Here is a 14,841-nt window from a genome sequence, read left to right on the forward strand (position 1 = left end):
TCCTCGCAGTGCTCGGGGCCGGGGTGCGACCGGGCCTTCAACGCCGGAACCCGCCCGCAGAAAGACTCGACGGGACGCAAGTGGCCGCTTGCCGCAGCCGACAGCGCCGGAGCCCCGTCACCCGAGCCCCGTCACCCGAGCTCGGGCATGTCCTTGAGCTGCCTGCGCGACGTGATGCCGAGCTTGCGGAAGATGCTGCGCAGGTGCGCGTCGACCGTGCGCGGGCTGAGGAACAGGCCCGCGGCGACCTCCTTCGACGTCGCCCCCGCCGCCACCTCGTGCGCGATGTGCATCTCCTGCATGGTCAGCCGGTCGTAGGTGTATTCCGAGCGGCGGCGGGCCACTTCACCGGTGGCACGCAGCTCGCCGGCCGCCCGCCGGGCGAACGCCTCCATGCCGATCTCCGTCAGCCGTTCGTGGGCGGTACGCAGGTGTTCGCGCGCGTCGCGGCGGCGGCCCGCTCGGCGCAGCCACTCCCCGTACCGCAGATGCGCCCGCGCGAGGTCCGGTGCGGGCGAGCCGTCGGCCAGGCGCTCGACCGACTCCCGATAGTCGTCCTCTTCGCCGCTGACCAACGCCCGCGCGCCCGCCGCGACGCCGTGCCCGTAAGGGGTCCCCGCGGGCTCGGTGCGCTCGACCAGGGACTCCAGCGCCTGTTCGGCGACCGTGCGCTGGCCGCACCGCACCGCCGCCTCGACCAGCTCGGGCAGCGTGAAGCCGGCTCGGAACAGGTCTTTGCGCGCCACGGCGCTCCGGGCAGCCTCCAGCGCGGCCGGGTAGTCGCCGAGACCGTTGTAGAGCACGGCCGCGGCCCCGTCGGTGTTCGCGGCCAGCTGGCCGACACCCCGGCTCTGCACGTCGGCGAACAGGTCGAGCGCCTCCCGGCGGCGGCCGCGCATCGCCGACTTCGCCCGCGACTATGCCGCCGCGTTCGTGCCCGCGTGATCCGGCCGGCGGCGGAACAGGTGGCGTAATGTCGGTTATGCCGGTTTCCGCTTAATCTGAAATCACCACATCCGGGCCTGTGTGTGGTGGTTTCCGCGCGATGGATGGGTACGCGCGCCCGGCCGTGCCCGGTCCCGCTCCGCTGCCGCGGGTTCGGCTCACTCGCGAAGACCGACCAGCGCTCTCTCGGCGGCCGCGGTGATTTCCGGATCGATCTCGGCCAGGGCGAATTCCTCGGCGATGCGTCCCGCTCTCACCCGGGTAGACGCGCACTTGTCATGCACGAGCCCGGGAAGCTCGGCAAGCGTGTCCGCCAACCCCGATTCGGCCCCGGTGAGTTCCGGAGGTACCGGCTGCTGCGGGTCGTGTAGGCCGATTAGGGATTCGAGATTGTCGAGCAGGCCGACCAACCAGTCGTCCGCGTCGAGCTTCTCCACGCTCAGGTAGCCGTTGGTTGCCAACCAACTCCGCACGCCTCCAGCCCCTGAGGAATCCGCCCGCTCGTACAGGGTGTGCAAACCCGTTTCCCCTGTCTCCTGCACGGCCATGTGCAGTGCGATGGCGCGGTGTTCGGAGTCGTCGGTACGATCCGCCAGGTCTGCAAGCTCGGCTGCGGCCTGCCCCTGCGAACGGGCGGCGATCCAGCTCATCACCGCCTCGTCACCCGCGAGTCCGGAGGACACCAGGGCGACCACCAGTTCGGCCGGCTCGGCGGCCAGCTCGGCGCAGCCGTAGGCGGTGAATCCCTGCGCCGTGTAGAAGTCGTACAGGCCCCGGATCCCAGCCGGGGAAGCCCGCAGGCAGTCGTCGTTCTCGGATCCCCTGAAGCGCTCGGCGGCGCCCAGTGCGACGAGAACACCGGCCATGCGCCGGACGGCCAGGCTCATGCTCTCGTCTGCGGCGACTTCGTCCTGCTCCACCGGCTCGTGTGCCCCCTCCAGACCGGCCAAGATCGAGCTCGCGTCCCGCACCAGCCGGGACAGGGGCAACCCTTCGGCGCCCTGCTGATAGAGCGCGGCGCACAGCAGATGTGTGATCTCGCCATCAGGATCGATGACAAGGTAGGCCGACCAGCCGTCCTCGCTGTCTGCGAAGCTGATGCGGTCCCAGTCTGGGAGCAGCTTGAAAACGCGCGCCCACAGGCGCTCGGGCTGACGCACCAGCGGCCGGTTCTTCTTCACCTGGACGAGGCGGCCCCCGTAAGAGCGCACCAACCCGACTTCGGCCGCGATATCGACGACGCGCTGAGCGGAAAGACCCGGCGACGCGATGTGAGCCACGCGCTCGGCCACCTCCCGGGCAGGTTGCGCGCGACGTTGTCGAGCACGTCGTCGTCGAGTGGCGGCAGGGCGTCGTCGAGCACCTTGGTGAGCTGGCCGGCCAGCACGCGGTCGCCGACCGTGGGTTTGCGCAGCTGGTAGAGCAGGTGCATGAGGTTGCGGTACTTGCCTGCCTCCTGCACGCCGAACAGGCGGCGCATGACCTCCGCGCGGAAGGCGCCCACCTGGGCGAAGCAGGAGGCGTCGCCGACGATCTCTCTGAGCTCCTTGGCGGTGGGGCGGTGTTTCCGGTCGTGCAGGGGCAGGCGGGGCCCGACGGGGACGTCGGTGATGAAGTACTCCGCCTCGGCCTTGTTCGCAGACGCCGAAGCGGTGATCACCGCGCCGACGGTCAGCAGGTGTTCCTCGCCGGCTTCGTCCTCGCGGGTGAACTCCACCCACAGGTAGCCGAGCCGGTTGGTGCTCGCGCGGTAGCCGTCGAGCATCAGCCATTTGAGCGTGGTCTTGCCGCTTCCGGTGGAGTCGATCCGCCGCTGGTCGCCGTCGAGCAGGAACGGCAGCAGCATCTCCAGCGCCTTGGACTTGCCCGCGCCGTTGGTGCCGCGCAGCAGCAGGCGTCCGGTGCCGAAGAGGAAGACCTGGTCGTACTGCCACACGTTGTGGATGCCGGCCCGGTTCAGCCGGAACCGGTGGGGGTGACTGAGCGGGCCGGTGGCGGTCGGCCGCGCGGGCAGTGTGCTGAGGGTGCCGGCTCCGGTCATGGGGCGTCGCCTTCCGTGGCGGGTTCGGTGCGCGGGCGCTTGGTGGCGTGCGGTCGGTAGCGTGCGGCGGCGGCCAGCAGCACCCAGTGTTCGCCGGCGTCGTCGGCGGCGGCACTCTCGGCGCGCTGCCCGCGTGCGGCGCTCACGTCGGTGACCTGGCGGTCCGCGCCGGATTGGGCCGAATCCTGGGCGCCCGCGTCCTCCGCGGCCGCGTGCGCGGCGCGTTCGGCCTGCTCGGCCCGGGTGGGTTCGACCGGCGCCAGCAGCCGCATGTCGCACAGCAGCCTGCACACGTCGGCGCGCAGGGCCCGGATGTCGGCGACGTAGGCTTTCGACCACGCCGAGGAGTGCTCGGCCGCGAGTTCGGACAGCAGGGTGTCGATGCGCGCGGCGGGCACCGGGACACCGATGACGAGCCGGCCGCCCGCCGCGGGGTGCCCGGCTCCGTCGGGTCGTGCGGTCTCCAGCAGCCGGCCGATGAGCAGCAGCGCCGCCTGGGCCACCGTGCCCGTTCCCGGGAATTCGGTGTCGGTGAAGTCGTCCTGTTCGCGGACCAGGGCGATGCCCTCGGCGCGGATCTCCAGTTCGGCGCCGAGCATGTCGTGGAAGTTGACCTGTTCGCGGCGCTGGTTCCGGCGCAGCCACGCGCGTTCGTCGTCGCCGAGGTCGTCCAGGTAGACGACCGGGGTCTCGGCGATGCGCCGCCGCACCGACGTCCGCGGGCCGCCGTGGTCGGTCTGCTCCGCGGCCGCGACGAGCTCCTGGGGACTGCGGGCTCGGCCGACCGGCCCGCTGACGATGCGGCGCGCGATCTCGGTGTCGATGGTCAGCAGGGCTTCGCGCTCGTCGTCGGCCAGCAGCGCGTCGACACTGCCCTCGGTCTCGCTCAGCACGTCCCAGTCGATGAGCTTGCGCAGGGCGGCGGTGAGGTGGCGCTTCTGCGCGCCGCCGGGCTCTCCCAGGTCGATGCCGGCCTCGGTCGCCGCGGCGCGGATCTCGGCCACGAGTTCGGAGAGCAGCATCTGCTCCGGCGCCGTGACGGTGGCCGCCAGGGCGAGCACCAGGTAGGCGTAGGCGCGCGGGGAGAAGTGCGTGCCGGTCGTCGCGCGGGTGAGCCTGCGGCCGCTCCGCGCGCCGAGCCCGGCCTTGTGCAGGCGGGCGAAGCGCCCTTCGACCACGAGGCGGTAACCGAAGAACCGCTCGAAGTCGCGCTTGAGTTCGTCGGCGTGCCGGCGGACGAGGGCGAAGCCGTCGGGATCGCCGCGGGCGGTGACCAGCGGGTTGCGCAGCAGCAGCCGCAGCGCTTCGCGGCGGTCGACCTCGGCCGCGCTGTCGGAGGGCGTACTCACGTTCCGGTCTCCTCCCGCGCCTGGGTGAAGCCGGTGTTCGACGAACCGAGATGGGCGGTGAAGCCCTCCAGGGCGAGGTCGCCGTTGCGGCTGCGGATCATCGCCACCCGGCCCGGGTGCTCGCGCAGGTCCAGCGCGACCCCGAGGCCGGGGTCGTCGGTGCCGAACCGGCCGGTGCCGGAGTCGGCTGCGCGCGACTGCGCCATGGCGCGGCCGAGCAGCTCGTTGAACAGCTCGAAGGCGGCCGCGGAGAAGACGACCTCCTCTTCGCGGCCGGCGGCCGCGGCGAGCTCGGCCGCGCCGGCTTCGCGCCTGGCCTCGTGCTCGTGGGCTTCGTGCAGCAGGTCCTCGCGTGCCTGGGAGTAGTCCTCGCCTTCGCGCCGGTAGGCCCCGCGGGCCTTGCGGTCGCCCCGCTCGCGGAGGCTGACCGCGACCTCGACGGGGTCGTCCTTCCACCAGCTCGTGGCGCTGGTGGCCTGGTCGGTGTCGCCGCGGGCGCCGCCGAGGTGGCGGGCGCCGTACATCGCGAAGGCGGAGGCGATGAGGTCGTGGGCCGTTTCGTCGTCGGCGGTGTCGACCCAGCGCGCGAGTTTCAGCAGGTCGTTGCGGCGCGACAGCTCGCCGCGGGCGGAGGAGCGCAGCATGCGCTTGGCGTTGCCCAGCAGCGACTGCAGCGCCTTCATGGTGGCCAGGCGCAGTTGGCCGACGTCGCTGCCGCGCCCGGCGGAGTCGGCGAACCAGTCGCGCAGTTCGCGCCAGTCGTCGAGGCTGCGGCCGCTGCTGCGGCGGACGCGCACGTCGGCGGCGGACAGCGCGCTCAGCCCGGGCTCGGCGGCGTCGATGCGCTCCAGCAGGTCGGTTAGCAGCGGCCAGAGGGAGTCGACGGCGGCGCTGATCACCGGTGTCTGGCGGGCGACGTCCTCGGTGATGGTCTCGGCGTAGTCGAGCAGCACGTCCTTGAAGACCCGGAACTCGGCGTCGCCCAGGTCGAAGCGGTTGAGCACCTGGCCGAGGTAGGCGTAGAAGTCGCGCACCGACTCCACGAACCGCCCGAACTGGGTGAAGATCGCGGAAACGCGCCGCAGGGCGTCCGCCCCGGCGACGCCGCCGGGTTCGTGCGCCTCGCGCGCGAGGGAGTCGAGCGCCTCGGCCACCGCGCCCAGCAGTTCGCGGCTGACCTCGCGGATGGAGTCGGCGCTGAGCAGTTCCTCGCTGTGCCGCTGGACGATCTCGCCGACCGGGGAGAGCTGGTAGCGGCCCCTGCTGCGCTGGTACTCGGTGACGGTGGCGGCCCGCACCGGGCGGGCGCTGGGCAGCAGGGCGCCCCAGTCCTTGAGCTGGTCGAGTTTGCGGGCGATGGAGTCCACTGGCAGGTCGCCGGCCGCGGACGGGGAGGACGGAGCGGCGGAACCGGCGGTCTGCTCGGCGGTGACGGTGTGGGTGTCGGTGTCGGCGGAGCGGCGCGTGCCGCTGTCGCGGGAGAGCTTCTCGGCGACCTCGTGGGCGGACATGTCGGCCATGAACGTGCCGGTGAAGACCCGCATAATGGCGATGTAGACGTCGCGGTCGGGCACGACGAGGTAGCTGTAGGCGGTCAGCCGCTCGTACTCGGCTGCGGGAGCAGAGCCGGGTTCGGCGCCCCCGCCCGGGGACGGGGCGGGGCCGGTTTCACCGGTCTGAGCGGAGGCGCCGGGTGCCTGCGGCTCCTCGGGAGAGCCGAGCGGGCCGGTGCCTTCCGCAGCGGCGGGAGGACCGTCCCCGGTTCCGGGGGTGCCAGGGGATCGACTCATAGTTCGAAAAAGATAAGCCCTGCTGCTGACGTTTACGCGGAAACCGACGAGGTGCTGCTCCTCGGCGATGATCGGTTCTTCGGTAGGAACCCGCGGGTTCCGCGCAGACCCGGGACCGAGGTCGCTGCAGGCACCCGATGCACCGGCCGCGACCGGCTGCACCTCCCCCGTCGAACGCCCGCCGAACACGGCGGACGCCGAGGGACACACGAGCAGCGTCAGCAAGCGGGCGCACCGGACGGCGGCGGGTCCGGGCGCTAGCGTTCAGCTGAGGTAGTTCTCAAGCAGCGCCGGGCGCAGGCCCGCGCGGTCCGCCTGCTCGACGAATTCCCGTACATCCGCGCCGAAGTTCTCCCCGAAATGCATGAGCACTATGTCGCCCGGGCGCAACCGGTCGGCGTTCGCGAAACTCATTTCACCTTCCTTGATCTCCGCGCTCCAGTGGACGACATGGGACACGCCGCATTTCTCTGCGGCCTTGAGGGTCGTCTCCCCGTAGCTGCCGTACGGCGGCCGGAACAGTTCCGGGCGCTTCCCGAACATCCTCTTGTAGTCCTCTGCGGGTCGGCAGATCCGGCGTTTCTGCTCGGCGAGGCCGCGCCCCCGCAGATCGGAGTGGTCGATGCCGTGGGTCTCGATGCGCGCGCCCGCCTCGTCGCGGAGGCGGCGGAAGAATTCCGGGTCGTCAGCGGCGTAGTCGGCGGTCAAGAACAGCGAAGCGGGCACCTCGGCCGCCTTCAGCACCGTAAGCATGTCCGGATCGCGTACCGCACCGTCGTCGATCGTCAAGAACACGACCGGGTCGCCGGTGGACACCCGGAAGACGACGGGCGAACCGTCCCCGGTGTCCGATCCCGACGTGTGCACCGACATTCCGGTCGAGCACGCGGCGAGCGTACAGAAAAGCGCCGTGATGACCATCACGGCCCCCGGGCGTGGAATTCTCATGGCACCCTTTCCTCGGTTGTCTCAAACGGACACTAGGAGGCGGGTTTCTCGGAGCCACCAAATCCGTGTTGCGGTCTCCCGGAGGTATTCCGTCGGTCGTGTAACAGCGGATCGCGGGGCGGTAGCATCGCCGTTATGCCGATGAAGACGAGGCTGGCCGTCGCGCTCTGCGCGGTCGCCGCAGGGCTCTGCGCGGCCGGCTGCGGCGTGGTCGATACCGGGGTCCGCGTGTCCGGTGCCGCGCCGACGCCGACTGAGCCGGCGCCCCGGACCGAAGGCGGCACCCCCGCGCGCTCCGTGGACGCGGTCGAGGTGCTGCGCGAGGACCCGGGCGTGAGCGACGCCGTCAAGGAGGCGGTGGTGCGGCCGTGCCCAGAGGGCTACGGCGAGGGCTGGTACCCGGTGTACGTGCGCTACTACGAGCTTCCCGACACCGGCATCCCGGTCGTCCTGATCAACGTGCAGGGGTGCGCGGGGAGCGTCGCCTGTACAGGTGCCCTGGGCGGCTATGTCTACCGGCTGTGGGAGGGCCGCGCCGAGCGGATCTACACGACGACAGGCGGCGCGTCCGAGGTCGCATGGCACGAAGGCGGCCCCGTGGTCGAACGCGCGGACTGGGCGGCGGGCTCGGGGGCGGGCGGCACGTGCCCCGAGAGCCTCACCCGCACGAGGCTGGAATGGGACGGTGCCGGGCTGACCGAGCAGAGGGGAGAGTGATCGAGGGGTGACCGAAGCCCACGTGCTGTTCGTCGAGGACGACGACGTGATCCGCGAGGCGACCGGCCTCAGCCTGGAACGGGACGGTTTCCGGGTCACCACCGCAGCCGACGGCCGGGACGGCCTGGCCGCATTCCGGGCGCACCGGCCCGACGCGGTGCTGGTCGACGTGGTCCTGCCGCACCTCAACGGCGTCAGCCTGTGCCGGCATGTCCGGGAGGAGAGCCTGATCCCGGTGGTCATGCTCTCCGCGCGCGACGACCCTGTGGACATCGTCGTGGGCCTGGAGGCCGGGGCCGACGACTACGTCACCAAACCGTTCGACAGCGCGGTGCTGACGGCGAGGCTGCGCGCCGCCCTACGGCGCGCCGACCGCTTCTCCGCCGTCGGCGGTTCGGCCGATGGGACCGTGCTGCGCTTCGGGGACGTCGAGGTCGATCCGGACCGCGTGCGTGTACTGCGCGCGGGCCAGGAGGTGAACCTGACCCCCACGGAGATGCGGCTGGTGCTGCGGTTCGCCCAGTCCCCCGGCACCGTCCTCAGCCGGGACATCCTGCTGGAGAGCGTGTGGGACTACGAGTGGGGCGGCGACACCCGCGTGGTCGATGTGCACGTGCAGCGGCTCCGGCACAAGATCGGCGCCGAGCGCATCGAGACCGTGCGCGGATTCGGCTACCGGCTCGCGGATGCCGAGCGATGAGCCTGCGCCGGCGGATCACCGCCACCATCGCGGTCGTGAGCGCGTTGGTCGCGGTCGTCTTCAGCCTGACTGTGCACTATGCCTATGCGTTCCAGCAGGCCGAGGAGGCCCGCGCACTCCAGACGGAGCGCGTCGAACTCGCCCTGCGCGCCTACGAGCGGACCGGTGCGCCCGCACTGGGCAGCCGTGTGGCCTCCCCCGAGGTGCCCCTCCCGCTGCGCGAGGCGGCCGAGGAGGGGAACACCGCGACGCTGATCTCCGGTTCCGGCGACGACGCGGCGGTGTGGGCGGCGGCGCCGACCTCGGACGACCGGATCCTGTCGGTGCACAGTTCGTATGCGCCTCGGCTGGACGATCTGGCCGCACTCGACCAGGTGCTGCTGGCGGGCGCGGCGGCCGTGGTCGCGCTGGGTGCCGGTGCCGGGGTGGCCATGGGGGCCGGACTGTCGGCGCGGCTGAGCAGGGCCGCCGCGGCCGCCGGCCACGTGGCCGCCGGCGACCATGACACACGCGTGAGCGAAGCGGTCGGCGGAAGTGCGCGCGACGAGGCGAGTGAACTGGCGCGGGCGGTCGACGGCATGGCCGACGCGCTGCAGGCCCGCCTCGCGGCCGAGCAGCGGGTGACCGCTGATATCGCCCACGAGCTGCGTACCCCGCTGACCGGGTTGAGCACCGCCGCCGACCTGCTGGGAGAAGGGCGCCCGGCGGAGCTGGTCCGCGACCGGGTAGCCGCGCTGCGGGCGCTGGTCGAGGACGTGCTGGAAGTGGCCCGGTTGGATACCGCGACGCAGCGTGCCGACCTCACCGACGTCGCACTCGCCGAATTCGTCCGGCACCGGGCCGCCCGGTTCGCCCCCGACGTGACGGTGCGCTGTGTTACGGAGCAGGTGGTCTCCACCGACTCCCGGCGACTCGAACGCATCCTGGTGAACCTCCTGGTCAACGCGCTGCGCCACGGTGCACCCCCGGTCAGTGTGGAGGTCGACGGCCCCCGGGTGCGGATCCACGACCTGGGGCCGGGCTTTCCCGACGCGCTGCTTCGGGAGGGCCCCGGCCGGTTCCGGAAAGGCACGAGCGCACCGGAGGGAGGCGGCGGCCACGGCCTGGGGCTGACCATCGCCCGCGGTCAGGCCGATGTCCTCGGAGCCCGGCTCACCCTGGCCAACCATCCCGACGACGGAGGCGCCCTGGTGACCCTGGATTTGGCGCCCGCCGAGCCGCGGCCGTGATGCCCGGGACGCCGCGGCGGCGCCGCCTGGCGCCGACCCGCAGCATGGAGGCGTTCGAGCGTGCCGGGACGGACGCCCTGCTGCGGGCACGCAGCCGCGGCGCGCGACGCTGATTACACAAACCCGTGGATCCACGCTATTGAGGATTCATCGTTTTGTGTATCGTGGAGTCATGCTGACCGTCGCCACCGACATCGACGCCCTCTCCCGTTTCGGCCGTGCCCTGGCCGATCCGATCCGCTGCCGGATTCTGCTGCAGCTCCGCGAAGCTCCGGCCCACCCCGCCGATCTCGCCGACTCCCTGGGCATCAGCCGCACCCGCCTGTCCAACCACCTGGCCTGCCTGCGCGACTGCGGGCTCGTCGTGACCGTGCCCGTCGGCCGCCGGGTGCGCTACGAGCTCGCCGACGCGCGGCTGGGCCACGCCATCGACGACCTGCGTTCGGCGGTGCTGGCCGTGGCCGACGAGAAGAGCTGCGCCGAGGCCGACGAGAAGGACTGCTGCTGATGGCTTACCAGATCACTCCGCATGTCTCGGAGCAGCGCAGGGAGAAGCTCACCCGGCGCGTCCGCCTGCTGGTGGCGGCCACCATCGCATACAACGCGGTCGAGGCCGTCGTCGCCATCACCGCGGGAGCGCTGGCTTCCTCGGCCGCATTGATCGGCTTCGGCCTGGACTCGGTTATCGAGGTCTCCTCCGCGGCGGCCGTCGCCTGGCAGTTCTCCGCGCGCGACGCCGCCGTGCGCCACAGCCGCGAACGCCGGGCGCTGCGCATCATCGCCGTGTCCTTCTTCGCGCTGGCCGCCTACGTCACCTTCGAAGCGGTGCGCTCCCTGCTCGGTTCGGGCGAAGCCGAAACCTCCCTGCCCGGGATCGTGCTGGCCGGGGCCTCCTTGGTGGTCATGCCGTTCCTGTCGCTGGCCCAGCGCCGCACCGGCCGCGAACTCTCGTCGGCCTCGGCGGTGGCCGACTCCAAGCAAACCCTGCTGTGCACCTACCTCTCGGCTGCGCTGCTGGTCGGCCTGCTGCTCAACGCGCTGCTCGGCTGGGCGTGGGCCGACCCGCTGGTCGCCCTGCTCATCGCCGCAGTCGCCGTCAAGGAGGGCCGCGAAGCCTGGCGCGGCGACGCCTGCTGCGCACCCGGCGGTATGGCCGTCGCCGTCGGCGCCGATCCGCAGGCCGAGGCCGCGGGCGGGGACTGCGGGTGCGGTCCGGGCTGCTCCTGCTGCGACGACCACTGAGGCGGCGCCCACGGATCCCCGTGCGGCGTGAGCGTGGCCGGCGGCGGCCTGTGCCGCGTTGAGGGGCTTCGCGGTCCCGCCGGCCCGCCGGAGGGCACCGGTTGACGCCCCGGTACCAGCGTGGTCATATCGGCACATGCTGATGTCCGGGGATGCCGTCGCCGCTACCGCTGTCGCCCTGTTCGGCGATCCGCTGCGGGCCCGCATCGTCCACCTGCTGACTGCCGAGCAGATGTGCACATGCCATCTGATCGCCGAGACGGGCGCGCGCCAGACCACGATCAGCCACCACCTCCGGCTGCTGCGCGAGGCCGGCCTCGTGGAGACCGAGCCGCGCGGGCGGTTCACCTACTACCGGCTTCGCCCGGAGGCGCTCGCCGACCTCGCAGCGGGGCTGGGCGACCTCGCCCGCCGCGCGGAGCAGGCGAACGCGAGCTACCGGCCCTGCTGACACCCCGGCGAACCACCGCCCCCGCCGTCGCTCCGCGCGCGTCGGCGGGCGCCGGAGTCACCTGCGCACCGGTACGCCCAGGTCGGCCAGCAGACCTTCGACCCGGCGGCCGATGTCGTCGCGCACCGGGCGGACCTCGTCCAGCGGTCGGCCCGCGGGATCGGCCAACTCCCAGTCAAGGTAGCGCTTGCCGGGGAGGACAGGGCAGGTGTCGCCGCAGCCCATGGTGATCACGACGTCGCTGGTCTCGACGGCATCCAGGGTGAGGACGCGGGGCTGCGCGGCGGTGATGTCGACGCCCACCTCGGCCATCGCCTCCACCGCCACCGGGTTGACGGCCGCTGCGGGCTCGGTCCCGGCGGAACGGACCTCGACCCGGTCCCCGGCGAGGAGGGCGACCCAGCCGGCCGCCATCTGCGACCGCCCGGCGTTGTGCACGCAGACGAAGAGCACACTCGGTTTGTCGGACACGGCCTCGACCTCTCCCCTGCGCACAGGCGGGCTCCACGGCAAGGCGGCGCGGGAGGGCACCGCGTCGGCAATCTATCAGCCCGTCTTGATATAAATCCATGTCGATGTAAGTTGGCCGCGGCCCCGTTCCACGAACGCGCACCCGAGGGAGCCCACCGATGACCCGAGCCGACGCGGGCGCACCCGCCGCCGGTGCGGCACGCCCGCCGCGCCTGTCGACGCTGGACCGCTACCTGCCCGTGTGGATCGGCCTGGCCATGGCCGCGGGCCTGCTGCTCGGCCGCTGGATCCCCGGCCTGCAGGCCGGCCTCGACGCGATGGCGGTCGGCGGCATCTCGGTGCCGATCGCCGTCGGCCTGCTGGTGATGATGTACCCGGTGCTGGCCAAGGTCCGCTACGACCGCCTGGGCAGCGTTACCCGTGACCGCCGCCTGCTGGCGTCCTCGCTGGCATTGAACTGGGTGGCGGGGCCGGCGCTGATGTTCGTGCTGGCCTGGACGCTGCTGCCCGACCTGCCGGAGTTCCGTACGGGCCTGATCATCGTGGGGCTGGCCAGGTGCATCGCGATGGTCGTCATCTGGAACGACCTGGCTTGCGGCGACCGCGAGGCCGCCGCCGTTCTGGTCGCGCTGAACTCGCTGTTCCAGGTGGCGGCCTTCGGCGCGCTGGGTTGGTTCTATTTGGAACTGCTGCCGGGGTGGCTGGGTCTGGACACCGGCGGTATCGACGTCTCCGCCTGGGAGATCGCCGCGATGGTGGCCGTCTTCCTGGGCATTCCGCTGCTGGCCGGCTTCCTCACACGCATCCTGGGCGAACGTGCCCGCGGCCGCTCCTGGTACGAAGGCCGCTTCCTGCCGCGCATCGGCCCCCTGGCCCTCTACGGGCTGCTGTTCACCATCGTGGTGCTCTTCGCGCTGCAGGGGGAGGCCATCACCGCCCGGCCGCTGGACGTCGCCCGCATCGCGCTGCCGCTGCTGGCCTACTTCGTGCTGATGTGGGGCATGTCGATGCTGGTGGGGCGCGGGATCCGGCTGTCCTATGAGCGCTCGACGACCCTGGCCTTCACCGCCGCGGGCAACAACTTCGAGCTGGCCATCGCCGTGGCGATCGGTGTCTTCGGCGTCACCTCCGGCCAGGCCCTGGCCGGCGTCGTCGGGCCGCTCATCGAAGTCCCCGTCCTGGTGGGCCTGGTCTATGTGTCCCTGTGGGCGCGCCGGTACTTCACTCCCCGATCGGGAGCGCCCGACCCCGCCTGAGGAGGCGGCGGCCCTGCCCTCTTCGGTGGTGGGCGGGAATGTGCGGAGACCGGCCACCACCTCGCGGCGTCGGCGCCGCATCCCGAGCGCGCGCCGACGCCGCGGCGACTGCTGCCGGGCGAACGAAGGTTCATGGCACCAAGGCGAGCCATCTTGACATTGACATGACGCCATCGGTGACGTCATAGTGAAGCCATGGACTTGACGCCGTACGTAGACAACCTCCGCCGCCAGCTCGCGGCGGCCGCCGAAGCCGGTGGCGAGGACACCCGCCTGATCGCCGAGCGCCTGGCGACGGCGCTGGAGCCGGCCGCGCGGTTGGCCCTGATGGACGCGCTGTCCGACGCCGCCGACGAGATCACCCGCGACTTCGCCCCCGGCTCGGTCGAGGTGCGACTGCGCGGGGGGCAGACTGACTTCATCGTGACGTCACCTTCGACGTCCGAGTCCTTCGACGACACCGACGACGACGGTTCCGCAGCGGCGCCGAGCCGCCTCGGTGACATCACGGCGGAGACGGACGACGGCGGCACCTCGCGGATCACCCTGCGCATGCCCGACCACCTCAAGCCGCGCGTCGAGGAGGCCGCCCGCCGCGAAGGCCTGTCGGTCAACGCCTGGCTGGTGCGCGCCGTGGCCGGCGCGCTCGATACCGGCACCCGGCGGCGCACCGACCGCAGCGCCGGCCGCCAGGCCGGACGCAACTACACCGGCTGGATTCGCTGACGGCGGCACCCGCACCCGCACCACCTACCGACTGACACCTCCAGCACGTCTCCCACCAGCGGAGACGCCACCAAGCGCCACGACAGGGAGACACCTGTGCCCACATTCGACACACCCGGGCCGATCGACGCCGAGATCGACCTGTTCATCGGCAACCTGCAGATCAACGCCGGCGACCGCGCCGACACCACCGTCGAGGTCCGCCCGCGCGACCCCGACAAGAACGCCGACGTGTGGCTCGCGGAACAGATCCAGGCCGACTACGCCGACGGCCGCCTGCTCATCAAGGACACATCCGGCACGGGCCTGAACCGGTTGGTGCGCAAGGGCGTGGCCGACGTGACCGTCGACCTGCCCGCCGGCTCGCGGATCCGCGCCCGCACCAGGGACGCCGGCATCCGCTGCCAAGGCACCGTCGGCGCTTCCACGCTCGCAGCCACCACTGGCAACATCGCGCTCGACCGGGCAGTGGGCGACGTCGAGCTCACCACGTCGCACGGCTGGATCCGCGCCCAGGAGATCGACGGGGACGCCGCTGTCAAGACGTCCTCGGGCGCCGCCACCCTCGGTACGGTCACCGGCCGGCTCAAGGCCAAGTCCGCGCACGGCGCCATCAGCGCCGAGCACCTCCTGGACAGCGCCGAAGCCCGGACCGCACACGGCAGCGTCCGCATCGGCGAGGTGGTCCGCGGCCGTGTGGAGCTGGAGACCTCCTACGGCGAACTGGACGTCGGCATCCGCGAAGGCACCGCGGCCTGGCTGGACGCCGGCTCCAAGCACGGCGGGCTGAGCAACTCGCTGGAAGCCGCCGAGACCCCGGACACCGCCGAGGAGACCGCCGAGGTCTACATCCGCAGCCTCTACGGCGACATCGTGGTCCGCCGCGCCTGAGCCCCGTACGACCGCGCACCGACATCACCGCGGGACCGCTTGGGCCCTACCCCCGCCTCTCGCGACAACCGAACACGACCGACGA

The 14,841-nt window shown here is 72.0% G+C and carries 16 protein-coding genes; 9 read left to right on the top strand and 7 right to left on the bottom strand.

What is annotated here, in order from left to right:
* Positions 1-131: 131 nt before the first annotated feature.
* From EKD16_RS21890 to EKD16_RS21915, 6 genes are all read right to left on the bottom strand, one after another.
* The gene (locus tag EKD16_RS21890) at positions 132-899 is read right to left on the bottom strand and encodes a helix-turn-helix transcriptional regulator (protein WP_131100961.1); all 768 of its coding nucleotides are present in this window, start codon (positions 897-899) and stop codon (positions 132-134) included.
* A 204-nt stretch (positions 900-1,103) separates the two neighbouring features.
* A complete protein-coding gene (locus EKD16_RS21895) occupies positions 1,104-2,126 on the bottom strand; it encodes a hypothetical protein (protein ID WP_207391373.1) in 1,023 nt (340 codons plus the stop codon).
* Positions 2,123-2,986, bottom strand: a complete 864-nt coding sequence (locus tag EKD16_RS21900) for a hypothetical protein (protein WP_131100965.1) — start codon at positions 2,984-2,986, stop codon at positions 2,123-2,125. Before EKD16_RS21900 ends, EKD16_RS21895 begins: the two co-directional genes overlap by 4 nt.
* Entirely contained in the window at positions 2,983-4,335 is a 1,353-nt protein-coding gene (locus tag EKD16_RS21905; RefSeq protein WP_131100967.1) for a TIGR02678 family protein, read from the bottom strand. The genes EKD16_RS21900 and EKD16_RS21905 overlap by 4 nt, the downstream gene beginning before the upstream one ends.
* Positions 4,332-6,125 (bottom strand): DUF2397 family protein, encoded by a 1,794-nt coding sequence (locus EKD16_RS21910; protein WP_131100969.1) that lies wholly within the window; start codon positions 6,123-6,125, stop codon positions 4,332-4,334. Before EKD16_RS21910 ends, EKD16_RS21905 begins: the two co-directional genes overlap by 4 nt.
* A gap of 264 nt (positions 6,126-6,389) precedes the next feature.
* Positions 6,390-7,046, bottom strand: a complete 657-nt coding sequence (locus EKD16_RS21915) for a polysaccharide deacetylase family protein (RefSeq protein ID WP_165498635.1) — start codon at positions 7,044-7,046, stop codon at positions 6,390-6,392.
* 162 nt (positions 7,047-7,208) lie between these two features.
* On the opposite strand from EKD16_RS21915, the gene EKD16_RS21920 reads away from it, so the two are divergent.
* From EKD16_RS21920 to EKD16_RS21945, 6 genes are all read left to right on the top strand, one after another.
* Complete coding sequence (locus EKD16_RS21920; protein ID WP_131100973.1) at positions 7,209-7,790, top strand: hypothetical protein; 582 nt, start codon at positions 7,209-7,211, stop codon at positions 7,788-7,790.
* A gap of 7 nt (positions 7,791-7,797) precedes the next feature.
* On the top strand, positions 7,798-8,490 hold the full coding sequence (gene cseB / locus EKD16_RS21925; RefSeq protein WP_131100975.1) for a two-component system response regulator CseB: 693 nt from the start codon (positions 7,798-7,800) through the stop codon (positions 8,488-8,490).
* Positions 8,491-8,525: 35 nt separating this feature from the next.
* Positions 8,526-9,719 carry a sensor histidine kinase gene (locus EKD16_RS21930; protein WP_242677112.1) on the top strand — a complete coding sequence of 398 codons (1,194 nt, stop codon included), beginning with the start codon at positions 8,526-8,528 and terminating at the stop codon, positions 9,717-9,719.
* Between the two features lie 172 nt (positions 9,720-9,891).
* On the top strand, positions 9,892-10,227 hold the full coding sequence (locus tag EKD16_RS21935; protein WP_131100978.1) for an ArsR/SmtB family transcription factor: 336 nt from the start codon (positions 9,892-9,894) through the stop codon (positions 10,225-10,227).
* Positions 10,227-10,961 carry a cation transporter gene (locus EKD16_RS21940; protein WP_131100981.1) on the top strand — a complete coding sequence of 245 codons (735 nt, stop codon included), beginning with the start codon at positions 10,227-10,229 and terminating at the stop codon, positions 10,959-10,961. Before EKD16_RS21935 ends, EKD16_RS21940 begins: the two co-directional genes overlap by 1 nt.
* Positions 10,962-11,097: 136 nt before the next feature.
* Complete coding sequence (locus EKD16_RS21945; RefSeq protein ID WP_207391374.1) at positions 11,098-11,412, top strand: ArsR/SmtB family transcription factor; 315 nt, start codon at positions 11,098-11,100, stop codon at positions 11,410-11,412.
* 57 nt (positions 11,413-11,469) lie between these two features.
* On the opposite strand, the gene EKD16_RS21950 is transcribed toward EKD16_RS21945, so the two are convergent.
* Positions 11,470-11,883 carry an arsenate reductase ArsC gene (locus EKD16_RS21950; RefSeq protein ID WP_131100983.1) on the bottom strand — a complete coding sequence of 138 codons (414 nt, stop codon included), beginning with the start codon at positions 11,881-11,883 and terminating at the stop codon, positions 11,470-11,472.
* 158 nt (positions 11,884-12,041) lie between these two features.
* Between EKD16_RS21950 and arsB the strand changes: the two genes are divergently transcribed.
* The 3 genes from arsB to EKD16_RS21965 all read left to right on the top strand — a co-directional run bounded on the left by arsB (position 12,042) and on the right by EKD16_RS21965 (position 14,756).
* Positions 12,042-13,139: an ACR3 family arsenite efflux transporter gene (gene arsB, locus EKD16_RS21955; protein ID WP_131100985.1), complete on the top strand. Its 1,098-nt coding sequence runs from the start codon at positions 12,042-12,044 to the stop codon at positions 13,137-13,139.
* 195 nt (positions 13,140-13,334) lie between these two features.
* The gene (locus tag EKD16_RS21960) at positions 13,335-13,865 is read left to right on the top strand and encodes a histidine kinase (RefSeq protein ID WP_131100986.1); all 531 of its coding nucleotides are present in this window, start codon (positions 13,335-13,337) and stop codon (positions 13,863-13,865) included.
* 96 nt (positions 13,866-13,961) lie between these two features.
* Positions 13,962-14,756, top strand: a complete 795-nt coding sequence (locus EKD16_RS21965; protein WP_131100988.1) for a DUF4097 family beta strand repeat-containing protein — start codon at positions 13,962-13,964, stop codon at positions 14,754-14,756.
* Positions 14,757-14,841: the final 85 nt, after the last annotated feature.

Origin of the sequence: Streptomonospora litoralis (assembly GCF_004323735.1) — a bacterium.
In the GTDB taxonomy this organism is placed as follows: domain Bacteria; phylum Actinomycetota; class Actinomycetes; order Streptosporangiales; family Streptosporangiaceae; genus Streptomonospora; species Streptomonospora litoralis.